Annotated in this window: 21 protein-coding genes and 1 riboswitch; of the genes, 7 read left to right on the forward strand and 14 right to left on the reverse strand. The window is 42.2% G+C overall.

All coding sequences use genetic code 11. The features are described from left to right. The first annotated feature begins 27 nt into the window (after window positions 1–27). From LJD61_RS11035 to LJD61_RS11050, 4 genes are all read left to right on the forward strand, one after another. Complete coding sequence (locus LJD61_RS11035) at window positions 28–4,530, forward strand: FtsK/SpoIIIE domain-containing protein (protein WP_255227598.1); 4,503 nt, start codon at window positions 28–30, stop codon at window positions 4,528–4,530. 14 nt (window positions 4,531–4,544) lie between these two features. Next, window positions 4,545–5,225 carry a DNA/RNA nuclease SfsA gene (locus LJD61_RS11040; protein WP_255227599.1) on the forward strand — a complete coding sequence of 227 codons (681 nt, stop codon included), beginning with the start codon at window positions 4,545–4,547 and terminating at the stop codon, window positions 5,223–5,225. Between the two features lie 134 nt (window positions 5,226–5,359). Beyond that, window positions 5,360–6,397, forward strand: a complete 1,038-nt coding sequence (locus LJD61_RS11045) for a hypothetical protein (RefSeq protein WP_255227600.1) — start codon at window positions 5,360–5,362, stop codon at window positions 6,395–6,397. 2 nt (window positions 6,398–6,399) lie between these two features. Continuing rightward, on the forward strand, window positions 6,400–6,786 hold the full coding sequence (locus LJD61_RS11050) for a YunG family protein (RefSeq protein WP_255227601.1): 387 nt from the start codon (window positions 6,400–6,402) through the stop codon (window positions 6,784–6,786). 167 nt (window positions 6,787–6,953) lie between these two features. On the opposite strand, the gene LJD61_RS11055 is transcribed toward LJD61_RS11050, so the two are convergent. The 8 genes from LJD61_RS11055 to LJD61_RS11090 form a co-directional block, all read right to left on the reverse strand. Next, window positions 6,954–7,421 (reverse strand): hypothetical protein, encoded by a 468-nt coding sequence (locus LJD61_RS11055; protein WP_255227602.1) that lies wholly within the window; start codon window positions 7,419–7,421, stop codon window positions 6,954–6,956. Between the two features lie 63 nt (window positions 7,422–7,484). After that, window positions 7,485–7,973: a DUF4314 domain-containing protein gene (locus LJD61_RS11060; RefSeq protein WP_255227603.1), complete on the reverse strand. Its 489-nt coding sequence runs from the start codon at window positions 7,971–7,973 to the stop codon at window positions 7,485–7,487. Between the two features lie 70 nt (window positions 7,974–8,043). Next, window positions 8,044–9,693: a recombinase family protein gene (locus LJD61_RS11065; RefSeq protein WP_255227604.1), complete on the reverse strand. Its 1,650-nt coding sequence runs from the start codon at window positions 9,691–9,693 to the stop codon at window positions 8,044–8,046. A gap of 22 nt (window positions 9,694–9,715) precedes the next feature. After that, on the reverse strand, window positions 9,716–10,615 hold the full coding sequence (locus LJD61_RS11070; protein WP_255227605.1) for a recombinase family protein: 900 nt from the start codon (window positions 10,613–10,615) through the stop codon (window positions 9,716–9,718). Continuing rightward, window positions 10,584–12,215 carry a recombinase family protein gene (locus tag LJD61_RS11075; protein ID WP_255227606.1) on the reverse strand — a complete coding sequence of 544 codons (1,632 nt, stop codon included), beginning with the start codon at window positions 12,213–12,215 and terminating at the stop codon, window positions 10,584–10,586. Before LJD61_RS11075 ends, LJD61_RS11070 begins: the two co-directional genes overlap by 32 nt. A gap of 80 nt (window positions 12,216–12,295) precedes the next feature. Continuing rightward, window positions 12,296–12,457 carry an SHOCT domain-containing protein gene (locus LJD61_RS11080; protein WP_006520235.1) on the reverse strand — a complete coding sequence of 54 codons (162 nt, stop codon included), beginning with the start codon at window positions 12,455–12,457 and terminating at the stop codon, window positions 12,296–12,298. A 13-nt stretch (window positions 12,458–12,470) separates the two neighbouring features. Further along, window positions 12,471–13,175 (reverse strand): recombinase family protein, encoded by a 705-nt coding sequence (locus LJD61_RS11085; RefSeq protein WP_255227607.1) that lies wholly within the window; start codon window positions 13,173–13,175, stop codon window positions 12,471–12,473. 562 nt (window positions 13,176–13,737) lie between these two features. Next, the gene (locus tag LJD61_RS11090) at window positions 13,738–14,148 is read right to left on the reverse strand and encodes a sigma factor-like helix-turn-helix DNA-binding protein (RefSeq protein WP_255227608.1); all 411 of its coding nucleotides are present in this window, start codon (window positions 14,146–14,148) and stop codon (window positions 13,738–13,740) included. Between the two features lie 487 nt (window positions 14,149–14,635). Continuing rightward, a riboswitch (cyclic di-GMP riboswitch) is annotated at window positions 14,636–14,722 on the reverse strand. Window positions 14,723–15,245: 523 nt separating this feature from the next. Here LJD61_RS11090 and LJD61_RS11095 point away from each other — a divergent pair. Both LJD61_RS11095 and LJD61_RS11100 read left to right on the forward strand, forming a co-directional pair. Continuing rightward, on the forward strand, window positions 15,246–16,097 hold the full coding sequence (locus LJD61_RS11095; RefSeq protein ID WP_255227609.1) for a GNAT family N-acetyltransferase: 852 nt from the start codon (window positions 15,246–15,248) through the stop codon (window positions 16,095–16,097). Beyond that, window positions 16,090–18,204, forward strand: coding sequence for a HelD family protein (locus LJD61_RS11100; RefSeq protein WP_255227610.1), 2,115 nt, complete (start codon window positions 16,090–16,092; stop codon window positions 18,202–18,204). The genes LJD61_RS11095 and LJD61_RS11100 overlap by 8 nt, the downstream gene beginning before the upstream one ends. 580 nt (window positions 18,205–18,784) lie before the next feature. On the opposite strand, the gene LJD61_RS11105 is transcribed toward LJD61_RS11100, so the two are convergent. The 5 genes from LJD61_RS11105 to LJD61_RS11125 form a co-directional block, all read right to left on the reverse strand. After that, on the reverse strand, window positions 18,785–19,876 hold the full coding sequence (locus tag LJD61_RS11105) for an EFR1 family ferrodoxin (RefSeq protein ID WP_255227611.1): 1,092 nt from the start codon (window positions 19,874–19,876) through the stop codon (window positions 18,785–18,787). Window positions 19,877–20,109: 233 nt separating this feature from the next. Then, the gene (locus tag LJD61_RS11110; protein ID WP_255227612.1) at window positions 20,110–20,949 is read right to left on the reverse strand and encodes a class I SAM-dependent methyltransferase; all 840 of its coding nucleotides are present in this window, start codon (window positions 20,947–20,949) and stop codon (window positions 20,110–20,112) included. Between the two features lie 62 nt (window positions 20,950–21,011). Further along, window positions 21,012–21,653: a hypothetical protein gene (locus tag LJD61_RS11115; RefSeq protein WP_255227613.1), complete on the reverse strand. Its 642-nt coding sequence runs from the start codon at window positions 21,651–21,653 to the stop codon at window positions 21,012–21,014. A gap of 119 nt (window positions 21,654–21,772) precedes the next feature. Further along, window positions 21,773–23,005, reverse strand: coding sequence for an MFS transporter (locus LJD61_RS11120; protein ID WP_255227614.1), 1,233 nt, complete (start codon window positions 23,003–23,005; stop codon window positions 21,773–21,775). Beyond that, a complete protein-coding gene (locus LJD61_RS11125; RefSeq protein WP_255227615.1) occupies window positions 22,986–23,243 on the reverse strand; it encodes a hypothetical protein in 258 nt (85 codons plus the stop codon). The genes LJD61_RS11120 and LJD61_RS11125 overlap by 20 nt, the downstream gene beginning before the upstream one ends. 435 nt (window positions 23,244–23,678) lie before the next feature. Here LJD61_RS11125 and LJD61_RS11130 point away from each other — a divergent pair, with 435 nt between their 5' ends. Next, window positions 23,679–24,002: a helix-turn-helix transcriptional regulator gene (locus LJD61_RS11130; protein WP_255227616.1), complete on the forward strand. Its 324-nt coding sequence runs from the start codon at window positions 23,679–23,681 to the stop codon at window positions 24,000–24,002. 176 nt (window positions 24,003–24,178) lie between these two features. On the opposite strand, the gene LJD61_RS11135 is transcribed toward LJD61_RS11130, so the two are convergent. Continuing rightward, complete coding sequence (locus LJD61_RS11135; RefSeq protein WP_255227617.1) at window positions 24,179–24,445, reverse strand: helix-turn-helix domain-containing protein; 267 nt, start codon at window positions 24,443–24,445, stop codon at window positions 24,179–24,181. Window positions 24,446–24,449: the final 4 nt, after the last annotated feature.

The following is a 24,449-nucleotide window of genomic DNA, read 5'->3' on the forward strand; positions in this document are numbered from 1 at the left end:
GGCGTATCCATAATAAATCTACCCGAGTTGGATTATAGCCTGCTGGTTCAAGGTATTAAGCAGCGCAAGCGCTTGGAGATATATTTCCTCGGCTTTCAAGGGGAGCAGGTTAAGCATTTACAAAGCAGCCTTCCCAAAGTAAATGGTGTTAACTATTTCTTTACTGTTGAGGAGGCTGAGGACTCAAGAAACAGCGGCTCCGAGGATGTATTTCGAGTGCATATTGTAAAAAACCAGGAGCTAGAAAAAATATCCTCGCTGCGTTGGTATGATACTATAGGAATGGATCTGGTGTATAAAAAAAGCTGTGAGTATGTGAGGAAAACACTTTCTCCTTCAAACGATACCATTACAAATCTGCTTAAGGCCTTAGGACGTCAGGATATTAGAGGTATACTAAATTTTGAACGAGTGCTGTGCTACCTTGAGGCATTGCTTAATACCCCTTCAGAGCAATTGCCGCAGGCTATTTCAGAAAATTTATATATGCTGGGCTTGCTTGCACATAAGAGCTTTGGAATTGGAGCACCGACAATAGATGATTTCCGCTCTAAGATTAAGCGTAATCATGAGTTGACTCGCAGAATCAGTAGCCTTGAGCAAAAGGAGCGTCAGAATATCACAAGCTTCGCTTCTGTTAATCCTGACAATGAGCTAACTAGGCTAATCCTGAACTATTATCGAACAAAGGATATTGAGCTACTAAAGCAAATGGATGTGGACGAGGTTGAAAAATGCTTGAAAAGTGCTGCAACATCGAAAGGCACTACTACAAAGCCAAGCAATAGGGCTACCACAGTAAACGGAACAACTGCTGCTGCACAATTGGTATTTGATAATGAGCTTGAGCAAATAGATGAGCTTATTGAGCGAGTACAGCAGACTGTTGATGAGCGCCCAGATGGCGACCGGGCTGACAAGGTTGAAATATCCATAGGCAATACAAAAATGAAAATTAATGTTGAGCCTGCAACTGAAGCCATTTCACAAACTGTCTCAACAGAAGAGTATTGGGGTGGCATAATTTATGCTGAGGTAAAAAACCCCAAGGATGCTCTTGACGCCTTGAATAAGTACGAGCTTACGCCATTTGATGCCAGCTATATTAACAAACGTATCAGAGAGTATTTAGACAGAGCAAAACGATACATAACTGATTCTGAGGCTGCAGAGGAAATTTCCTCATCCTTTGAGGCCTTCGCCTCAAGCAGACAGAAGCTCCTACCTTATAGCAAGCGTCTACAGGACATCCCTATGCTTCAGGTGATCAACAAATATAAGGACTTTGCAGAATATCTTTCCTCCTACGAGCGTTTGCTAACCTCAATTAAAAATAATTTCGCGGTTCTTTGGAGCGTGGACTCTGTGGGGGCAAAGGATATTGTTAGCACTATTATTTCCCTAGACTTTTTATATGTGCTTGGAACAGAAAGCAGTCATGTGATTCCTACGCCACTCAACCCCCTTTATCTTTGGAAATACATCAAGCTGGCACAGGAGATGCTGGAGACAGGAAGCCTTGAGGAAGGTCAGGACTGCTATCTCTCAGAGGATGATAAAGCCTTTATTATTCGTAAGGCTGAGGACATTCCAGATCCCCTAACGCTTGTCCTTGTACCAAATAGCATAGCTGAAAGCTCTGAGTGCTTACCAATAGCAGGTAGAATTGGCTGCTTACCAGTATATTCGACCAAGCCTCAAATCAATGAAGGTGAAACAGGCATGGAGGCTGTGCAGCAGGGCATTATCCGGTATATGTGTCTTTATCCGCATTCAGGCATGATGCTTCGCATTACCCTTATAAATCCTCCAACTGTAGAGGCCGTTGTCGATATGCTCAAAAGACTTGATAAGGATAAGGAATTTTCAGCCTTTGGCTCGGTCGGTATTGATCTATCTATATATCGAACGAAGGAGGCATCCTCTGATTGGGTGGAGATTCAGGACAAGTCCCTTAATGATGGGATGCTCGGTAAGATAAAGGGTAAAAAAACCGGACGCTTTAATCTCTCGATTGTAAATAAAAAGCTTACTTACCCTGAAATCATTGGCAGACTTAATCGTGAGCAACATCTACTGATTGTATTTGATCCAAATGAGAAGCAAATCGATTTGGCTCGTAATAACAGACAAATTCATATTCATCCCTTATGTGTGCCAAAGGTATATGAATACAACCGTATTCAAGGTAGCGTAAGAATTCGGCCCGCTAATGAAGGCGGGATATTTGCTGATTATGCAGGGATCATGGAAAAGCTTCGTGAGCAGCCCTCGTCCTTCGGGCATAGGAGTGTATTTGTGAATTCTCCTTTACAGGAGGAAACCTATAAGCAGCTACTTAACCTTGCAGACTGGCTTATGATTCTTGACCAGAATCTAAAGAGTTGGGACATATCCCTCAGATCAGCAAGTGAAAAGCTGTTTTATAAGGGCTATGACTGCCGCTCCATAGGGATATATTCAAAAAACAGTGGAAAATTTGTCCTCGGTTATAATCAGCTTATTGCGTCCTTGGGTAACTATATTCCAAATGAGGATGGCGTTAAAAGTGTTATAAAGGCAATAAGAGAGATTAATGATGATGGACTACTTAGCATAGCCTCTCACTCCACTAATAGTATCTTTGATCAAAAGCATGGCAAGGGCAGCCTTGGACTTGCACTTGCCGCAATATATTATAAGCAAAGGCATCCATCATCCCTGTTGGTAGGTCTTGATACCCAGCTTGCACGCGAATGGTTGTCGGATCGTGAGGACGGAAAACTTCCTGATTTGATTGGACTTCGATTTTCTTCTCAGGACACTGCGCCACAGATTGATATTATTGAGGTCAAAACCTATGCAGATTACACGATCTCACAGGGAGCTATCTCTGGACATGCTGTGGAGCAAACCTTAATCCTTGAGGGCTTATTGCGTGAAATGTTTGGACATAGCGAGAAAATCACCACAGTATCGCGAAAGGAAATCCTCCGTGAGCAGGTCTTTGAGTGCCTGTTCCATTCTGAGCTATCCTCTGATGAAAAATATGAGCAAACTCAATGGCTTAATGGTATTTTTGCTGGTGAGTATGCCTTCGGTCTTACAAAAACCATCTGCCATGTCGATTTTGAATGCGCAGAAACCTCTGAGAAGGTATATCCTTGTGAGGATGATGCATCGCCTAATAAAATTAGGCTGCTAAGGCTTGGTAGCTCGGACATACAGGCTTTACTAATTGATGCTGAGGCTACTCGTCTTGAAAACGCCCATGTTACGATATTCTCTGATGTACTGGAGACGCAGGAAGACCAGGCTACTCATGCTGCTCAGGAGATATCTTCTGTTGAACAGCAAAAAAATCAATCTGCTACTACAGAGCCTCTCTCACAAAATGCTGTTGATATCAACTCGAAGCTTAAAGCAAAAGCAAATGACGAACAGACTCCTTCAGTACCTGCAATTAGCCTCGAGATAAAGGAAAAGTGTATTCGCCTGAATATTATCCTCAAGGGATATGGAATTAAGGCTAATCCTGTAGATGAAAGCCTCGTACAGCAGGCAGCACGCTTTACACGCTTCAAAATCGAGTTGAAACCTGGAGAAACTATAAAGAAACTGATGGATAAGAGCCAGGATATTGCACGTGAGCTTGAAGCCTATGGCGAAATTTTTATTGATAATATTAAGGGTACCCGGTTCGTTGGTATGGACGTTCCCTTTGCTGATATGGGAAAGCCCCTAATGCTGATTGAAAACCTGCATAGGCTTGATAATAGTACAGGCTCACTTGATGTCTTAGCAGGACAGACACCGGATGGCTCATATGAGCTTGTTGATTTAGCCAGAGCTCCGCATATGCTTATTGCTGGAACCACAGGTTCTGGCAAAACAGTATTTTTATACTCGATCATTGTTAGCCTTTTACAAAAGCTCGGTCCTGAGGATTTGGAGCTTCTTATTGTAGATCCAAAGCAAACAGATTTTCATTTCTTCGAAGGTATTCCGCATCTTCGTGGGCAAAGGGTTTTAATTGATGCCAATGAAGCCCTGGATGCATTAGAGCTCATTAATAGTGAAGAAAAGGAGCTACGCACTCAACTCATTCGATCAGTCAATAGCCGTGATATTGACTCCTATAACAGTAAGAATCCGGCAAAGCGAATGAAGCGATTGGTTGTTATTATTGATGAGTATGCAGATCTGGTGCAGGCAGCAGAGCTACAGGGTAAGGATGTACGAAAAAGCTTTGAAACCAATCTCTGCATGCTTGCACAGCGTGTCCGTAATTTGGGTATCCATTTAGTCATTGCGACTCAGCAGCCTAGGGCAACAATTGTAACCTCTTCGTTAAAGGCTGTGCTGCCATATCGTTTATCCTTCAGGCTGCCCTCTCATGTGGATTCTCAGACAATTCTTGATCGTGCTGGCGCTGAGGATTTGCTCGGCAAGGGTGATATGCTGCTTATGACTGATAGCGACATTATTAGAATGCAGGGCTTTTTTATTTCAGAGGAGCAGCTATTAAACTTCATCGAGTCCAAAAAATAAGGAGCATAAAACGTGTGATTTCATTGGAAAAGCCCATAGAGGGCATATTTATAAGGGAGCAAAAAAATCGCTTTATCTGCGAGGTTATGGTAGATGATGAGGTAATAGAATGTTATGTCCCATCCTCCTGCCGTCTTGATAATTTTATCGATCTACATGGAAAGCGGGTGCTTCTGCTTCCAACAATGGCACCAAGCGCAAGAACAAGGTATTCCCTGTTTGCCGTTCCATATAAGCGTAATCACATCCTGCTGAACCTTGGAAGGGTCAATAGTGTAATTGAGCGAGATATAAAAAAAAGATGCTTTTCCACACTCGGCAAACGGTCAGCGGTATATCGAGAATATAAAGTCGGCTCTTATAAAAGCGATTTATTTATCGCAAATAGTAGCACTCTTTTGGAGATCAAGAGTGTACTTTCTTTAGAGAAGAGTGCGGTGTTTCCAACCGTTTTTTCTCAACGAACGCTAAATCAGTTTAAGGAGATATCCTCATTGATGGACAGAGGTTATAACGCAGCCCTTGTTATTGCCTCCATAAATCCATATGTTGAAGAAATCCAGATAGATACCTCTTCACCATTTTATGAATCCTTGGCACCCTGTATTGAAAAAGGTATGCAGCTATTTGCTGTATCCTTACATATTTATCAAGGTGAAGCGCGAATTAAACAAAAAATAAAGATAAAAACATGATCTTATAAGAGGGAATCCCCAGATAAAAATCGTTGATATACTCGTAAACATAGGCTATGTTATAATTAATTATGCTTATTACACAGCAGAAAACTACCTAGTTCATTGTAACGCTTAATATAAGGAGATTGGATATGTTAGATAATACAATTACATTGTTTTCTTCTGATAGCAGGCCTCAATATACGAAAGATATTTTTAATGTCTTAGCTCTTCCGCATGGTAGCATGTACCGATTTAGGTATAAAGAAAAGTACATACATTGTGATATAATCGGAGACCTAGACAATAGCAAAATAAAAGGCACAACCGCCTTAATAGCATTTAGGACAAACTTGGGTGTTGCTGAAAATAAGCATTTTTTTATCCCGGTACGCTGGGCTTTGATTGAAAACGTTCAGAAAAGTGCTGATTTTTATTTAATTGATTTTGTTGTTAAGGGTTTTGCTGTGTTCAATAAAGAATTTGATGATAATCGTAATAATTTTGATGACATCAATTCTCTGGCAAAAAAATATTTTACTACAAATGATAAGATTGAAGCCTTCGTTGTAAAGAATACGCCCAATATTGTTATCACATATAATAAATCCAATAAAACAAACGATAATGAAGAGAAAGATCGCTGGCTGAAGGTCATTGAAACTCTCCATATCTATCCGAGGTTTGAAAAATGCTATTTTTTCAAGGCATCGATAATAAGAAACGGACTCGCAAAGATTTTTAAACCTGGTATCATACGAGAGGGTGGCAGAACGAATATCAATATTGAATATAATAACTTTTGTGATATTTCAGATTCTGAAATTAACATTGAGTACGATGAATGCTTATTAATACCATCTGGAGACAAGAAAACTAAAATTGAATGCAGATACGATTCTGCCATGTTTGCATTTCAAGCTAAAGGCGTGTTATCAAAAACCCCCACCCAAATAATACTAAACTGCCGCAGTTCACAAGACATTGAAACTAAGATTAAGATTCCGTTGGAAATAAAAAGGAATTATTTCTTTTTGGTCGCTCGTGTTATTTTATCACTCGCTGGCGCAATATTGATTGGTTTGCCAGGAATTCTACCAGATACGACACCCACAGAAACTACAGTCCCTATGTTTATTGCAGGTTCATTATTAATTGCATTTAACTGGTTAATACCTTACAAGGAGTAGCTATGATATATAGATTTCTTAAATTGCTAAAGGCTATAAAGTCATCTTGGGGAGTTGATACCGCATATAAGGATGATATTCCCAAATGGTCAACCGACAATCCATCAGCTGGTCAGTGTGCTGTTACAGCTTTAATAATTCATGACTATTTCGGCGGAAAAATATATAGTGGCGTTTCCCAAGATGGTGTGGTTCATTACTGGAATAAAATACATGGCATAAAAATTGACTTAACCCGAAGTCAATTTAAAGATACAAAAACATTCTCAAATATTACTAAATGGAAAGCGGATGAATTATTACAAACGGGTAATGTCAGGGAACGTTATGAGATACTCAGGAGTAGAGTAGAGTCGTATTTGCTTGAAAATAGACTAAGAAAACGTTGATATTCTCCTTCAATATAACGAAGGTCGGTCCTTATCTATCTGAATGTTCCAGCCCATATGATGAGAAACTACAAGGTTTTGTGCCTTTAGCTTCTCGTTTTAATCAATATAAGAATATAGCGAAATTGTTACCCTTAAATATATTTTTGTAGTAATATCGGTCTACGCTATTCTAATTCTAAAATCATGCACTTTTGCTCCATGCTTAGCTGCTGGTGACTCCTGCTATAAGCATATATGTTAAAGTGATAATCTCCCGGATAAGGGAAGCATCGGATGTAAAACTGATATTCCGCTGTCTCTGCTATGAAGCCATATGAGGGGCAGTTATCCTCGTTGATTTTTGACTCCGGATGCTGTAGGCAATATGCTCTCATTGCAGCTATATTTTTCAGAAGGCCATCCTTGCGAAGCAAATCCACAACCTCCTGCAGAATATCATTAAATTGCTGTGTTTGTAATTCCTCAACGTGTGAAAACCATGTATGCCAGAACTCCCCTCCATTGCGACCAAAGTCGCCACGCAACCGCCCAATCCATGCATCCTGTGATTTCGTATTGCTGTCAGAATACAAAAGCTTTGCTTCATCGTCTATTATTGGTCGCAAGCTGATATTTTTATCCTTATTCTGCATAGCATCACCCCCCTCGTTAAAAATTTAAGTATAAAACCCTATGACTCATCATCTACTCACCCCTCATTCCATTTTCATGCCGAATTGCTCGTCCACGTCATTTGATTGCTTTGACTGATCTGCCTCAGTGAAATTGACGTATTCACCGATGATATTCAGTGCTTCCTCGTAGCTAACGGAATCTGTGATCCTCTGATACATTTGGTTAGCCTGCTCCCGCATACCTGCCGCTTTTAATGTACGTGAGGCAATCCCCGCCAAATTGAAGATGTTTCCGTTGGCGCCGATGAGCGGAGCATCTGGTTTCTCCGTCCGTGTCTGTATCGGCTCCGGCTGTGAGACAGCTGAGAAGCTATCCTCACCGGGAACAAGAGCAAGGGTTCTGCCATTGTCCCAGGTCATTTGAAGCTGACCGATGTCATCTACAAAATCCACTGTCCCCATCAATCCTGGAAGCATATCCAATTCTCCGGACATTGCAGCTAATCGAATTCGTGTTCCTTTAGGATACATATTCTTAAGCCGTTCAACCTTATTTGGCTCATTTAGCATGTTCCATTCCCTCCTGTGTTTTTTTAATAAAAGAACAGGGATGACCCTTTTTAACCGTCCCTGCCTTGTGTTAATCAAAGTATGAAACCCGCTGATTCATCACGATTCCGGATTTGAATTGGACCTCAATTAGGTCATCCTTGACGGCCTTGATGCTTTGCAGGAGCCTCCTTACCAAGTCATTGTCAAACTCCCCGACCTCGCAGGTAGTTTTCTTTAGGCAGGCATCCATGTCCTCAACTCTTTGCTGAAAATTCGCCGCCATTTTCTGCTCCCGCACCAGCTCCAGCTTTTTCTGCTTCAGATCGTTGATCCGCTCCGCGATCCTATGATACTGCTCGTCAAAATCCTCTGTTATAGAACCCTGCTTAGCGTTTTCCTCTATCAAGGCCAGCATCTCAGCCTGCAGCTTTTCAATCTGTCCGTCATATTCGGTGGGTACATTTTTGGTAGAGTAGTTACCGATAACCCGGATTACATTTTCTCGGAAGGCACCGACAAACTCGCCGCGATTCTCCACAACACTGTTTATAGCAGTCATTATTGCTTCATACAGGACATCCTCTTTAAATGTAGGCGAGTGTTTACAGTTCTTTGTTCCGTTCTTCAGGCGGTTATCACATCGCCACACAGCAGTTTTCTGTCCGTATTTAGACCATATCTGCCTGCGATATGGCTGACCACATTCCTTGCAGACCATAATATCGGTTAAGGCGAATTTGGAGCTGTATTTGCTTTTCTCCTTCTTATCCTTTCTGGCGACTGAGGGTTTATGGAGGCTTGCCCGCCTCGCTTTTTCCTCCTGTACCTGATAATAAAGCTCCTTAGGGATAATGGCTTCATGATCATCCTCTATGTAATATTGGGGGACGATGCCTTTGTTCAGTACCCGCTTTTTGGTAAGGAAATCGATGGTATAGGTTTTCTGCTGGAGGACATCGCCCATGTATTTTTCGTTACTCAGCATTTTATTGATAGTGCCTGGGCACCACTTGTCCAAACCTGTGACAGTGGTGATACCTTCCGACTCTAATATCTTGGTGATCTGCACGATACTGCTTCCTTCGAGGTAAAGCCGGAAAATCCGTCTGACCAGCTCCGCTTCCTCCGGTACAATGACCAGCTCGTTGTTCTTATCCTTGGTGTAGCCTAAAAACTTATTGTGGTTGACCGAGACGATGCCATTCTCAAATCGTCTGACTAAGCCCCACCGGGTATTCTCACTGAGGTTCCGGCTTTCCTCCTGCGCCTGACTGCTCAGGATGGTTATCAAGAGCTCGCCGGTACCATCCAGCGTATTTACTCCCTCTTTCTCGAAAAATACGGCTACGTTCTTTTCTTTGAGCTTGCGGATGTTCTGGAGGCTGTCCACTGTGTTTCTGGCGAAGCGGCTGACCGACTTGGTGATTACCATGTCGATTTTTCCGGCCATGCAGTCCTCGATCATGGCGTTGAAGTCATCGCGCTTTTTGGTGTTAGTTGCGCTTTTGCCGTCATCGGCATAAATTCCGGCGAGCTTCCAGTTGGGATTACTCTTTATTTTTTCGGTATAGTAGGAAACCTGGGCTTCGTAGCTGGTTTCCTGCTGCTCCAGCGTGGTGCTGACGCGGCAGTATGCCGCCACCCGCAGGGCTTTAAACTGAGGCTTTATGCTCCTGTCATACTCCGGTCGGGATGGTATAAGGGATATGCTTTTCTTTTTAGCTGTCGCTGTCTGCATCATGGCTTCTCCTTCCCTTGGTTTAATATCCGGCTTCCATAGTTAATCCATTTATAAATTCAAACACCAGCCGATGCTCAGCGTAGACCGTGATTTGCTTTATCACCGTCAAAAACATTTCCTCATCAAATTCTGCGAGGGGCTGTCTGTCTGAAAACGCCTGCTTCATCTTCCCGGTGTTATATTCCGCGTCATCGATTACTGCCGTTTTGTAAAGGGCTTGCGCCCGCTTAAAAATAAGAGCCGGAAGCTCTTTGGACGAATATCGCCCTTCTGCTTCCAGCTCTTTAATTTTCTGATCCAATTTTTGAAATTCGAGGTTATAGGAGATTGGCTCTTTCGGGAGCCTCCGGTCGAGGATTTGCAGTCGTGCCAGAATCCGGTTGGCTGCCTCAAGGAAGGCTTTTTCGATTTGCTCGTCTGTAAGGAAGGCGCATTTACAGCATACTCGGTTCTTATAAATATACCTCTTACACTTCCAGAAGGTTTTTTCCGCTGCCTTACCGCAATGCTCGATGTATTTGCGGTATACCTCGCCGCATTCCCCACATCGGAGCCTGCCGGTGAATGGGTGCTGATGCTTTGCGCTGTTAGGCTGAATACTTCGCCCCAGCTGTTCACAGCGTTCCTGACGGCGCTTCTGCACCTGCTCAAATACCTCGGCGTCAATCATCCCTGGGTAGAATTCATCTCCAAGGTATTTGACATTCTCCAGTATCTTGCCGATGGAGCCATGATTCCACGAAGCTTTGTTGTTGGCATTCGGGAAGCCTATTTCGGCGAGCTGCTTTGCAAGGGCAAAGGTGGATGAGCCGGACAGGTAATCAGAAAATATCCTTTTCACTACCGCTGCCTTTGCTTCGTCAAATTGTATTTTGCCGTCCACCAGCTTATATCCGATTGGCATATGCCTTTGCATCATCTTTTATTTCCTCCTTCCTGCAGGGTTCGGACAGCTCCAGCAGGTTTATAAGCTGGAAGGTGATTTGTCCGTTTTTCTGTACGATGACCTTGTCTATTGCCTGTAAAAATAAATCCTCACGGTATTCTTCAATGACGTGAGGATTGTTTCTGATTAGCTCTATTAGCTGTTCTGTTCCAGCTATCTCCCGGTCGAAGCCATTATTGTCCAATAGCTGGCTTCGTTTCTTTTTTGCGGCGACAAGCTCTATAGCCAGGGCGTTTTGCCGCTCTATAAAAACTGCATGGTCTATATACCCCTTCGATACCAGTCTGCTGAGTATATGACCCTGCTCTGTCAGCTCCATAATCCGGTTACTGCATTCCCCGATTTCCTGTTCCTGCTGTTCGTCTATCCGAAGCTTTTTGAGCAGCTCCAGAAGGGGAGTGAGGATTTCGGTATAATTACTTACGAGCTTGTTCCACATCAAAGTGAAAGTCCATTGAACGTCATCCTCTCGGACTGCCTTTTGGCTGCATTTGGTGCTGTCGAAAATGTGCTGACGGCAGCACCATTGGATTTTCTCATATGGCTTGCCGATGTAAATTTTCTGCCTCCGGAACAGACTGCCGCATTCACCGCAGAGGATTTTACTACTGAAGGCATACCGGCTTTGGTATTTCTCCAAATCGTCCACCCCCATCTGTTTTCTGCGGTATTCAAAGATTTCTTTTACTGCCTCCGCCTGTTCGTATGAGATAATGGCTTCATGGTTGTCCTCAATCAGATATTGGGGAAGCTGGCCTTTGTTTCTCTGCCTCTTAAAGGGCAGCACTTCTGTGGTTATGGTTTTCTGATGAAGCAGCCTGCCAGTATAAATGGGATTTAGTAGCATTTCCTTTATCACACCGTCATTCCATTTCTCAGCCGAGCGTATCGTGGGGAGTCCTTCCTCTGATAAATCCTTGGCGATGGCATATGTACCTTTGCCGTTCAGGTATTCACGGAAGATGCGGCGAACCACTTCGGCTTCTTCCTCCTGTATGACCAGTTCTCCGGTTTCATCCTTGGTATAGCCGTATGCGGGAGTGCCGAGGATGAAGGTTCCATCCTGAAAGCGCTTTACTGCCGCCCATTTGTTGTTGGTGGAGACGCTTTCCGCTTCTCCCTGTGCCAGAGAGCTTAAGATGGTCAGCATCTGTTCGCTTTTCTCCGACAGGCTGTTGATGCTTTCCTTCTCGAAAAAAACAGCGACGCCAAGCTCCTTTAATCTCCGGATTGCCTGAATGCTGTCTACTGTGTTTCTTGCGAAGCGGGTCACGGATTTCGTGATGATCATATCGATTTTGCCATCTTCGCAGTCCTTCATCATCCGCAGGAAGTCATCTCTTTTTTGGAGCTTCGTCCCGCTTCGGGCTTCGTCGGCATAAATACCTGCGAACTGCCACTCCTCGTGATTTTCAATCAGGCTTTTATAATATGCCAGTTGTACAGAAAAAGAATTCTGCTGTTCACGGGAGTCGGTGCTTACCCGACAGTAGGCGCAAACCCGCTTCTGGGGCTGCAGCTGTTTTGCAATCTGTTGCTTAACAGGATCGATTCTTACTATTTTCTTTGCCATGGTATTTCTCCTTTCTCGTGTATTTGGCCTCCTGTTAGCAACACACAATACCACAGAAAAAATCATATATCCAGGTGTTTTTACGCATATACCTTAGAAAGTTCGGGCGTGAAGGTTTCTCTGTTCAATTCGTCTATTTTCTTGTACTCAGCGGGGGAGATTAGGCCGTTACGGAGCATTATATCCAACAGCTTTAACGCCACCTTGTATTTCACCTCATTGGCTGACTGATCCTTTGACATCGCGCACCCTCCCTTACTGCATGGAAAGGTAAGGGCTTTGCTCCAGCTGAATTTCGCCCTCCAGCGGTGAATAAAGCCCGACGCCCAGCTGTTCCAAGCCTCGGATGAATTCCAGAGTCTTGGCGGTATCCCGTCCTAAACGGTCAAGCTTCTTAACCAGTAAAACATCCATTTTGCCTTCTCCGGCGGCCTTCGTAACCTCGGCGAGACCGGCGCGGTCAAACTCCATACCGCTGCCGAGATCCTCGGAGCACCCAACAACTTCAAAGCCCATTTGCTCGGCATAATCCATAAGCTCCTTTTTCTGTCCTTTTAAGGCTCCGTGGGCATCCTCCGGTGCATCAATACGGCAGTAAACCCAGGCTTTCTTCTGCTCCTGATGATTCCAGAAGGCTTGGGCTTCCTCCATGCTGACAATCGCTATATCATCAGGCTTCTTATCGCCCTTCTGCATGGGTACCAGCTCTTTTGTGATTTCCCGAAGAAGCTTCTGATCATGGCAGCGGTTGATAAATTCGCCAAAGGTATTCAATATCAGCCTATCCATCGTATCCGTCAGGACAATTTTGTCTGCATGCTCCTTTTTCAACATGATAAAGCTGGCGATGTTGGACGGAGACTTCTCAAAGTAGTATTCCTGCCTCTCACCATCAAGCCCGTACACATATCCGACGACGAGATCCTTTTTTAGCAGTTCTGGTAATACTTCCTTTTGCATATCTATTTCCTCCTTGATATTTTTGTTTTAATCTCAGAAGGATACGGCAGGACGGAAAAAGCCCGCCCTGCCGCATAGTTTCCAAGATCAAAAAATGATCTGCTTGTTCTTCATTGCGAATTGACGCTTCTATTCGACACTACTTCCCGAAGCGAAAAGAGCCTTACGGCTCTCAGGGCGACAGCATAAACGGCTTGTGGTCAATAAGCCTCATAGGAATCTTACCTCTCCCAGGATCTCTGCGAGCCGCCCCCATTGCTTGAGTCTGTGGCTGGACGGAAGTAGCATTATCACTGCCCATTTCATTGCGAAACAGTCCACCACAGACTGTTTTATGACCGGGCGTTCCCGCTCGTCACCTTCGATGCCATCGGTTCGACGGATGTCTTACAATCCGCAGGCAGTCTCCGCGCGCCCGTCAATGTCGCTGCCGCTTTTCACACGGCTGGACAGCTCATGTATTTATGCTGTCGGATATGAAATTTTCAAAGAGCAACAGGGGAATAAAAAAATCCCCTCACTTCTTTAAGGAAAAAAGTGAGGGGCTGGACCAAAAAACTTTTTATTTTTCTAAAATTTTTTTGAGCTGACTCAGTATTCGTTTTTTACGATTGTGTATAGTCATGCGCGGAATGCCAGTCTCCGCAGCCAATTGATGCTCGCTTTTTTCGAGGTAAAACAGCGCTATAATCAGCTGGCGTTCAGCTTCGTTTAGCAGAAGCAGGCATTGCCGGAGCCTTTCAAGCATATCCCGCTGAGTAATTTCATCCTCCACAGAATTCTGTCTTGAGGCTATTATGTATTCCAGTGAAATACCTTTTTCCTCAGCTTCCTCCAGAGAGATGGTATTGTTTGAGTAAAGTTCACCCTCATAAATCTCATGCTCCCTGTGCTGGTAATAAGCCTTATAGACTTCTTTGGTCACAGGGATGCGTTTTTTGTTGACTACCAATGTATATTTTTTCTGCTCCATGAGCTTGTCCTCCATTTCGTGAATTTGAAAATCCGGAAATGAAGAACAAACGGAGGAGAGCGGCATCTTAGGGCAATTCTGTGCAACAAAAAAAGAGCGTACTTACAGACACAACTGTCTATTTGTACACTCTTAGTATTTATTTCATTTTTGATATGCTCTGATGGTTCGTGTTGATGACCGTACTGCCCTAATAAACAGTACAGGCTTTTTTTAACCGTTTACCGATTAAAACAACGCATTCAATGATGTCCGCTTCATCACGCCAGGCCGCTGATCGGCAGCGGCCGTTCGTTTCTTACGACATACTGCGAAAGCATAAAAACGCCCTCCAATCCCGCAAGTCGGAGGGTTTCGTTTCTGGTCATTTAGGCATGTAGACAGACCCGCCAAACTCACGTTTTTTTTATTTGGCGGGTGTCGCCTGATGTTGACCTGTCATATGAAAAAACCTGCCGCAAAAGGGCAGGCTTAGCAAGTAATCCTTTACGGCAGCCAGGCTATCGTAATGCGCTCGCATTTTAGACCCTTGGCTTTGCGTCCTTGTCTTTCGGCAAGTTTGCCCTTACTCTCTTATGGATCTTCCTTGCAAAATTATAACAATATATGATTGTATAGATTTAATAAATATTGCTTTTGTTTTATTTTCTTGCTCAAGCGCCGTAAAGCAGGTAAACGGTTATTACTGTGCAGCCTGCAGTCCCCGGCAGCAAAGTATACTGTGAAATCGTCATCAAGCGGGTTACCGCATGTTTCAATTAAATCGCAATTAAAATTAAAAATAGCATCCTTAATTTTGATATAATTAGCTCGGTCATTTTATCGTGCATGTGTAATATAAGGAAATTATTTAGCGGTTCATGGCAATTAATTTTGATGGATGAAGTTCACTTAAACCTATGATTGGCTCCTTATATTCCTGCTTGCCAGGTGTTACATAATCGCCTCACCTATATGTTATTTACTTATTAGAAATTACTTGCAATTTCTATATTATTGAGCAATAAATGTATATACTAACATGCGCAATTTTAATTAAAGGTTAGCAATTTCGTATTGTTATAATCAGAAAACGATTATAACGGAAAGGAGACACTATGAAAAATCTTGAAATAGTGATAGCCGCTATCCAATATATTGAAGCACATTTGACAAGCGAAAAGATCAACCTGGATATTGTTGCCGAGGCAGTACACTATTCGAAATACCACCTCCACCGCATTTTCACCGATACGGTAGGGCTTTCTATACATGACTATACGCAGCGCAGGCAGCTGACTGAAGCTGCGAAACTGCTGGTTTTTTCAGACAAACCCATTATTGATATAGCAATTTTAGCCGGCTACGACAGTCAGCAAGCTTTCAGTAATGTATTCAAGGTTATGTATAAGCAGTCTCCTAACCAATATCGAAGAAATGAGGTGTTTTATCCATTGCATCTTGAATACAACTTCAAGGACCAACACGAATCGCTTGAGAGCACGCGAAAAAGCTCTGTGAGGAAAATCCGCTTTGCCAAAGAAGAGGATATTCCGTTATGGATGGATTTAGTGCTCCTTGTTATTGACGGGTTCCCCTATCTGGAAGAGGATGAGCATTTAACGACTCTAAAACGCTATATCGCAAACAAAGGCGCAATTCTTATGACCGATAATAGCATTTCTATTGGAGGTATGATGATCAACTACGAAACAGGCAGCATCGATTTTTTAGCGGTACATCCGCTTTACAGGAACCAGGGTATTTCTCAAGATCTCTTGAATGTGGCGCTCACCGAGCTGCTGGAGAATAAGGAAATCAGCATAACCACATTCCGAGAGGGCGACAAAGCAGATACAGGATATCGAAAGGCTCTTAAGGAGCTGGGCTTCGCCGAGGCGGAGCTTTTAACAGAATTCGGATATCCGACGCAAAAAATGATTTTACCCAGGGAGGATTCAAATGACTAATGCACAGCAGCTAGACAAGGGCGCATTGCGTACGTCTGTCCGTATAAATGAAAGTAAAAAGCAACCACCAAATGATACTTCAGCTTTTCCCGATGAAATCGCGCATCTTGAGGATACCAGGTTCAAATTGGATGATGCCATAAAGCAGGCGAATGCTTCAGTCGAGCAAATTGACAAAGAATATATGGCTTCCAAGCATTACATGGTGCAGTATCGAGGTGAAATCGATCCACACGAGATGTTCCAAAGTGAGCTTGCATTAAAGCAAATTGACAACCGCGGAGCCTTTGCGGTAAAGATTCGAGATAAACTTTTGAAACTCCTTGATTCACCTTACTTTGCCCGGATTGACTTTCAAGAAGCATCCCAGGAGACACCTGCCGCCTTTTACATTGGCAGGTTTGCTTTCAGCCATGATAACGAGCTTTTGATTTCGGATTGGCGCTCCCCGGTCGCAAGCATGTTTTATGATTGCGAAGTTGGCCCGGCGGGATACGATGCCCCTATTGGAAGAATCAGCGGCAAGCTGACACGTAAGCGGCAATTTAAAATCAAGAATGGCAATATGGAATACGCGCTGGAGAGCTCGGTTAATATCCGGGATGATATTTTGCAGCGCGAATTGAGCCATACTTCTGACGAAAAGATGAAATCCATCATCGCTACCATTCAAAAGGAGCAAAACTTGATCATCCGAAACGAAAAGGCGGGAACCCTTATTATTCAGGGAGTTGCTGGTTCAGGAAAGACATCCATCGCACTGCATCGGATTGCTTACTTACTATACCGCTTCAAAGACAGGTTATCGGCAAAAAACGTAGCAATTCTGTCCCCAAACAAGGTGTTTGGAGATTATATTTCCAACGTACTGCCGGAACTCGGCGAGGAACCTATTTATGAGATGAGCTTTGAAGATATTGCCAGGATACAGCTTGATGGCGTCATCCGTTTTGAGCGGGACAAGGATCCTTTTGAAACAAGCGACCCCAAATGGACAGAACGAGTACGGTTCAAATCCACGCTGGATTTTGTAAAGCTTATGGACGAGTATTTATCCCGGATGCCTGATGCTGTCTTTAATCCATCAGATTACACTTTCGGCAGATTCTCTGCCGAAAGCGAATGGATACAAAGCCGTTTTGCCGCTTACCATAAATATCCGGTTAAACGGCGGCTTCAAATAATCGCGGAGGATATTCATAACCGTTTTGAAACCGATAACTTCATGGATGAACCTTTGCCAAAGCCCAGGGCTATCTTAAAAAGCCTGACCACGATGTTGAAGGTTAAGAATACTCTGGCGCTCTATAAAGACTTTTATAAGCAGATGAATATAACCGATAAATTTGTGATGCCTGCAAAAGAAATCCTCGAATGGTCTGATATATACCCATTTATCTATTTTTACGCCGCTTTTGAGGGCTTGCAGGAGAGCCGGGCTATTCGCCATCTGGTTATCGACGAAATGCAGGACTACACACCGGTTCAATATGCGGTGATAAATATCCTGTTTCAATGTCATAAAACAATTCTCGGTGACTTTGGACAGTTTATTAATCCAAATTATTTGCACACGCTGGGAGACCTGCGTGTGCTATATGAAGGCTCGGAATTTATTGAGCTTAACAAGAGCTACCGCTCAACCTATGAGATTATTACATTCGCCAAACGGATTAAAAATATTGCAGCCCTTGAAGCGGTCGAGCGTCATGGAGATGATCCCAGCCTCATATATTGCAGTAATGAGCAGGAAGAGCTGGCGCAAATAATGGAGAATATGGACTCATTTCAGAATAGCGAGAATGTGACCCTTGGAATAATCCTGAAAACGAACGGCGAAGCTAAAGCCCTTTATGATTCGCTGTCTAAAAACTACGAGGTTCACTTAATTTCACCGGAAAGCTTGAACTTCAAGAACGGCATAACAATTACCTCAGTCCAAATGTCAAAAGGCCTTGAATTTGATGAGGTCATTATTCCTGCGGCTAATGACCGTACTTACTTCAGCGAATACGACCGAAGCCTTCTTTATATTGCTTGCACAAGGGCAATGCACAGATTATCTCTAATATATGCCGGTGAATTGACCCATTTAATTGGTCCATAAGACAGAAAACCAGTTTTTCTACTCTGGTCCCTATATTAAGAGTCCTGAAAAATCAGCCAAAGGCCAAAAACTCAAGCCCGACCCTTTAGGTATCGGGCTAGCCACCTTTTTTCACAAAAGGCAGCAGCTTCTCGCCAAGATATTTGGGGTTAAGCCCGAAAAAGTTACAGGGCCATTCATAGCATAAAAGTGACTGTCAAAAACCCGAGTACACACATCATAATATTGATTGAAACAAATCATATCATACATAAAATTGACTTGGAAATAAAAGTATCTTAGCTATAATATAAAAGATAGGCGGGATGTACTATAAGCGATTTGCATTGTTACAAGAGCAATCCGGCATTTATGAAATTAAGAATATTGTTACTGTTCCTGAATATCAATGGAAAGCCTGTTGAGAATATAATTCTTTCAAGGCATAAAAGACCGCTATAACTGTATCAATTATAATAAGAGCTATCCATTTAAATGCTTCATAAACACGTCCCTCAAAAAATCTTTATAAATTCTAACATGTTAACCGATATTACATTTTTCTACAAGCGTCTAGACTGCAGATTTCATCCGCATGCTCTCACAATTCGTTTTCTGACAGGCTTTTTTTATCCTCCACAATATTTATTAGTGTTGTGTCAGGCTCATGATACCTGCGATAAAAGTGTGTAAAAGTTGTGTATGTAAAAAATTTATTAACTAAAGGAATTTTAATAAGCCAATAAAGAATGAAGTATGCTGCAAAAAATGAAATCAACATGTAAATATAACTAAGCAGTATCAGAAAGAAGAAAAAATAACTTTCAATTGATATTACTTTACTCAATCCATTTAATACATTGGAAGGAACTTGCAGAGTTGCCACAAAATATAAACCTATTGCAAACGAATGACTTGCTTCAACTGCCTTATTAGGACAATAGCCCATACATCTCATACAGCTTTCACATGCAAATGTCCAATAAGGACGTAATTTCTTACTCCCTACCATTCTTATTGCCTGAACTGGACAACTCCTAGCGCAAAAACCACAACCTGTACAATTTCCTGAAGCGAAGAACAATTTCGATAGGAAAAATCGACCTATGACTAAATAACCTAGAGAAACAGGACTTAGTATAAGACCTAGAATCAAAAATATAATTCCCCTGTAGGTTTTTTTCCCTTCAAAAATCCTTTTCATAAAAGAATCTGTCTTAACCTTTGCTCTACCAATAATAAATCTGGAGTTTTCAAGATTTATACCCCAGTGTAAAGACATCCAGTTTGATGGCATGTCAAGACCCATGATTCCACGAACAATGTAACCCTTTAAAAGTAGTATGAGTGCAATAAGATAACCTGCTGTACCTTCGAGACCTGGAAAAGGAATCGATGCAATTATGCTCCCAGCTCTAGTCGCCACTACAAAAGCATGTTTTCCATTTCCATGTGGCAAGTGTAAAACATACCGAATTACCTGCCAAGGCGCTGTAAAGCCATGTGTTGGGAAAACTACCCCGACCAAGTTTTTGGCTTCATCTCCCAACTCTGATTCTTTATAGTATTTTGATATCTGATGTATCTTTGAGGTTATGCCTTTTTTGCTGGCTATTTCCTCCATCCATGTAGCCGCCCGATAAGAATATCCTGTTCCACTCATGAAGTGTATTACCATTGAACTATACTGCATACTTTGCCCCCCAACCAAATAAAGGACCCAGCCATCGTCTTGCGTACCCGGGACTCCCGACGTGTTTGTCCCGCCAGGGCTGGAATACCCCAACAGTTTTCCTATCCGCACCCTCGCGGGGAATCCTCGTGTTATATGACGTTTCCTGCCCGCGAAGCCAGAGCAACATGGACGGCGCACTCTATAATAGACAGATCCTAATCAACTATATAGTTGCAGCGTGAGGGCAGTGTTTAGAAGGAGTACTCCTTAAGCACTTTCTTCTTTTTAGCTTCTATGAACATGACATCATTACTTGTAAACTCGTTTTCAGCTATTAATTTATTATTAATTGATAGTAAAATAAACCCATTATTATTTAATACCTCTTTAATACTATCTTCTGTATAGTAATGATCCCAGGTAATATACTCCCTAGGGCTTTCCCCTTCTTGAATTATTATTGTCCGTGACCCCCAAGCCTTTTGATCTCTAAAATGCTTGACTTCTTCTAATATAAAATGAGGTTTATCACACCAGAACCCACCTTCATCTGAATAATGCCAATTTCTAGTTTCATGCATATTTTCACATAAGCCAGTTTTGAAGACATCGAATATAAAAATACCTTCATCCGATAGCGCACAATTGACTTTTTTGAGAAAAATATACTGTTCTAAAGGTGTTAGTGCACCAAAATCACAATAGATACATAAAACAGCATCGTATCCTATGCCAATATCATCTTTAATATAATCTGCACAATGATAATCTATCTGAAGATTATCTTCTATTGCTTTCTTTCTGGCGTAGGATAATGATCGTTGTGATATATCTATTCCGGTAACTAAATATCCCATTTTTGCTAACAATGAAGCATACAGACCGGGACCACAGCCAAGATCTAAAACTTTTCCTCCTTTAGGAATCTTTTTTATTATCCAATCAATAGTCTTCCCTATTGTTTTAATATTTCTACTTGCAGCATCATTACCAAAGTCAAGGTGAGCATCTAGCATATTATTTGAAATATATTCATCTGTCCAAATAAAGTGACCACTTCTGTGATATAGCTTTAATTCATTAAGAATCAATTAATATCTCTCCTTTCCAACAGTTTGAGCCAGTACTCCACTAATGCATTGTAGATAGGAATCTACAACATTCTCCAGAATAAATTAGTTTCAGCGATAAGAAAACTAAGGATGAATCCTATGGTAACCACCTTAATTATTTGCTTTGGAGACTGGTATAAAATAAAAATCATCGCTATCCAGAGTAACAATTCCAGTTTATATTTAATGTAAAAATACCAAACTCCAAGCCCGAAAGCCGGTCTTGAAACAAGCATAAATATTAAAGATGAAATGGAAATAGCAATTGTTCCTTTTCCTTTTGCATACCAACATATGAAAGCCAAAAATGGCGAAACAACAGTCATGATAACCCAAATCATCATATATGATTTAGGAAAAAAACCAGCTATCCTAATAGTATAAAGATAATAACTACCTACCATGCCTACGAAAAACAAAAAAACATTTATGGCAGACCTAACAGGTGATTTGCTATACACAGATATTAGCACAGCAAGAAAAATCCAAACTCCTATACGGGAAAGAAAATTTCTTAAATCCAACACTTCAAGAAAATGTGGTAATAAATTACTGGCGGTTTCATCAAGCGCCTTGGAAATTACGCCTAATATAACCCCCATTACAAATATTGATGCTGTATATAAAAGTTTTTTTGATAGTGGCAAATTTATTGGTCTCCGGATTTCATTCAAAATTTTCATAAAGTCAATCTCCTAAAATATTATTTTATAATCAAGTCGCATAACCGAATAAACCTGTTTTTTTCATTTATGTGATTCCACTACCTATTCACACACCCACAGACCATTTTGTCTTATCATCAAACATTATTGATAAAGCGGTCGGACCTACCGTCTGCAGTCTTATCCGCTCGTATAAATGCTGCGATTAGGATAAGAGCGATACCAGATCCGATCATAATCCATTGTAACGGGATTGCATCTGCCATCGGTCCGAAAATTATCATTCCGATAGGGAGAAATCCCGAATACATTGATCCCATCAATCCAAAGACACGCCCTTGCATTGAGCTTTCTGCCTTTTCTTGAATCAATGTGGTTATTGATGTCTGTATCAATGTAAGAGCAACGCCGTATAATACCATCATCACAAGGTAGAGGATAAAATTACGGGCTATCCCCATACCGATTGCCATTGCTCCAAAACCGCAAAGGCCAACCATAAGGGTTTTTATACGGCTCTTAAAACCTCCCCAAGTTCCCATTAACATTCCGCCGACAGCCATTCCTGCAAAGCCTACAAGTTCTACGGCCGTCAGATACCAATAAGTATCGCCATAAACACGGCTCACCAATAGTCCTGCCATAAAGCCAGCAGGTACGCATAAAAGTACAAACAAGCCGTAAATGATCAGAAGTTTAGCTAATAACTTATCTGAAAAGGCATAGCCAATTCCGATTTTCATATCTGCAAAAATAGATAGCTTCTCTTTAGGAGCTTCTTGCTTCGGTATCAACACATAGGATAAAATACCTATGCCAAACACAGCAGTCACTATATCGACAAGAAGTGTTGAATGGAGCGTCCCAATGGTTAAAATAGCTCCTGCAGCGGCAGGGGCCGCAAACTGCACAATAGATTGCATCGTTGCATTTATTCCGTTGTAACGTATCAAATGTTCTTCGGGAACAATCTGCGGAATAACCGCATTGACCGAAGGCGTCTGGATGCCTGCTCCTAGTGAACGAATAACCGACATAATAAGCAATGCGCTAAGCATCAACGGCCCAGAGGAAATAAACGGCATAGTGCAAAACATCACGAGTGTAATCGCCGCTATCATTGCATCTGAGAGAATAATCAGTTTTTTTCGGTTGTATCTGTCAGCCCATACACCGCCAACAAATGAAATCAAAAACTGCGGCATATATGAGCAGACAGAAAATGCGGCCACCCAAGCGCCGCTCAAGGTTTCCAGAGTAACATACCAGACGATTGCCATCTGGACGAGTGTTGAGCCAAACAATGTAGTGCATTGACTGATTAGAAAAAGAATTGCCCATTTTTGCCAACTATTCTTTGGCTTTATCATTTTGTGCATCCTCCTTGTGTTTCGAAGGATGCACAAATCGCTTCGTTTGGATAACCGCACATGCTACAAGCAATTCTCTTTCTGCAAAACCATGTCGGTTATATTCGTCACGATAGTCTGTATCTGCTTTATCGCCTGTGTCGGCTGAAAAGCCCTTAATACTGATTGCCATACCCTCGTCCCGCAAAATCAAGGCTTTTGGGGCATGTGAGGCGATGTGCGTTGTCTGACCTTGCATTTTGCTTCCTCCTTTCCGATGTAATATTGTAACACGAAGAGACTTCTATCTTTTCATCATTCTTGCGGAGTTTATCTCTTTCGGAGATGAACTTTTTTACTCCACTCAGAGTGTATTGACGGTCTCTCTTTGCTACTCGTTGCTCTCGGCTTTGTGGTTTCCGTTCAAGTTTATTTTTTTCGAGAAAATGTTCCAGGCAATTTTAACAATAATATTTGTATAAATACTTATAAACCCTTATCTATGCTGACCATTAGCGATAAGAATATTACTCTCAAGTAAATATTAATAGCAAATCCATCCTTAGCTATTTTGGTCTCCAAGTTATTATTCATTTGTTTTATTTGAATTGTATTATTTCGTGTTATCAAACACTGTCAGTACGTTCTCATTTTTATTCCTCCACTGTAATATTTGATTGGAGGTGAACTGACAGTGGATGAATTACTGAAAACATTTGGCCAGAAAATAAAGGTCGCCCGACAGGATGCCGGACTGACACAGGAAGAACTCGCCGAGCAAGTCGGAATCACAACAAGGTACATAATGGCCATTGAAAATGAAAACAAGCAGCCAAGCATGAAGGTGCTCATTAAGATTGTCCGAGCCTTGAAGATATCTTCAGATAAAATCTTTTTCCCAGAAATCCAACACACAAACACCAAAAAAGAACACCTCATCCACATGATTAATCTTTGCGATGAACGTGATTTACAAGTAGCTGAGGCCACGATCAAGGCATTACTAGATACTAAATAAGTAAGAGCCATCTTCACAGAGGATGGTTCTTTATTATAATTCAAAATATTTCTTCTCTGTTGTTAAAGCTCTGTTTTAAAGTGAGATGTTCACCTTCATGGTTCATCCTGAACCCTTCCATAGTCCATAAGCATGGTAGACCTTCCCCTTGGCGGGGAAGGTCCTTTTTAGCTGTTTCAGGAATCCGGTTGCTTGATGTAGTACAGATTACTGCTCTTGCCGCCGTTCTCTCTCCAGCGCTGCTCCTTACGGAGACGGCCGCTTTGTTCAAGATCTGTTATGGCACGTTTGACTGTGCTGCGGGACAGCTTCAGCTCTCTGGCAATGGTACCAATCGCCGGGTAGCATTTGCCATCCTTGTCGGCACGGTCATGCAGGTACATATAGACGGCTCTCGCCCGGTGCGACAGCTCTGAGGTATAAACGGATGTAAAGTAAGCCACAGCT

It is taken from the genome of Lutispora saccharofermentans, assembly GCF_024363565.1.
Lineage (GTDB): Bacteria > Bacillota > Clostridia > Lutisporales > Lutisporaceae > Lutispora > Lutispora saccharofermentans.

Coding starts and splice junctions, on each gene's coding strand:
- LJD61_RS11045 (WP_255227600.1), top strand. CDS start 5,360: ATGTTAGATAATACAATTACATTGTTTTCTTCTGATAGCAGGCCTCAA.
- LJD61_RS11050 (WP_255227601.1), top strand. CDS start 6,400: ATGATATATAGATTTCTTAAATTGCTAAAGGCTATAAAGTCATCTTGG.
- LJD61_RS11055 (WP_255227602.1), bottom strand. CDS start 7,421: ATGCAGAATAAGGATAAAAATATCAGCTTGCGACCAATAATAGACGAT.
- LJD61_RS11060 (WP_255227603.1), bottom strand. CDS start 7,973: ATGCTAAATGAGCCAAATAAGGTTGAACGGCTTAAGAATATGTATCCT.
- LJD61_RS11065 (WP_255227604.1), bottom strand. CDS start 9,693: ATGCAGACAGCGACAGCTAAAAAGAAAAGCATATCCCTTATACCATCC.
- LJD61_RS11070 (WP_255227605.1), bottom strand. CDS start 10,615: ATGATGCAAAGGCATATGCCAATCGGATATAAGCTGGTGGACGGCAAA.
- LJD61_RS11075 (WP_255227606.1), bottom strand. CDS start 12,215: ATGGCAAAGAAAATAGTAAGAATCGATCCTGTTAAGCAACAGATTGCA.
- LJD61_RS11080 (WP_006520235.1), bottom strand. CDS start 12,457: ATGTCAAAGGATCAGTCAGCCAATGAGGTGAAATACAAGGTGGCGTTA.
- LJD61_RS11085 (WP_255227607.1), bottom strand. CDS start 13,175: ATGCAAAAGGAAGTATTACCAGAACTGCTAAAAAAGGATCTCGTCGTC.
- LJD61_RS11090 (WP_255227608.1), bottom strand. CDS start 14,148: ATGGAGCAGAAAAAATATACATTGGTAGTCAACAAAAAACGCATCCCT.
- LJD61_RS11095 (WP_255227609.1), top strand. CDS start 15,246: ATGAAAAATCTTGAAATAGTGATAGCCGCTATCCAATATATTGAAGCA.
- LJD61_RS11100 (WP_255227610.1), top strand. CDS start 16,090: ATGACTAATGCACAGCAGCTAGACAAGGGCGCATTGCGTACGTCTGTC.
- LJD61_RS11105 (WP_255227611.1), bottom strand. CDS start 19,876: ATGCAGTATAGTTCAATGGTAATACACTTCATGAGTGGAACAGGATAT.
- LJD61_RS11115 (WP_255227613.1), bottom strand. CDS start 21,653: ATGAAAATTTTGAATGAAATCCGGAGACCAATAAATTTGCCACTATCA.
- LJD61_RS11120 (WP_255227614.1), bottom strand. CDS start 23,005: ATGATAAAGCCAAAGAATAGTTGGCAAAAATGGGCAATTCTTTTTCTA.
- LJD61_RS11125 (WP_255227615.1), bottom strand. CDS start 23,243: ATGCAAGGTCAGACAACGCACATCGCCTCACATGCCCCAAAAGCCTTG.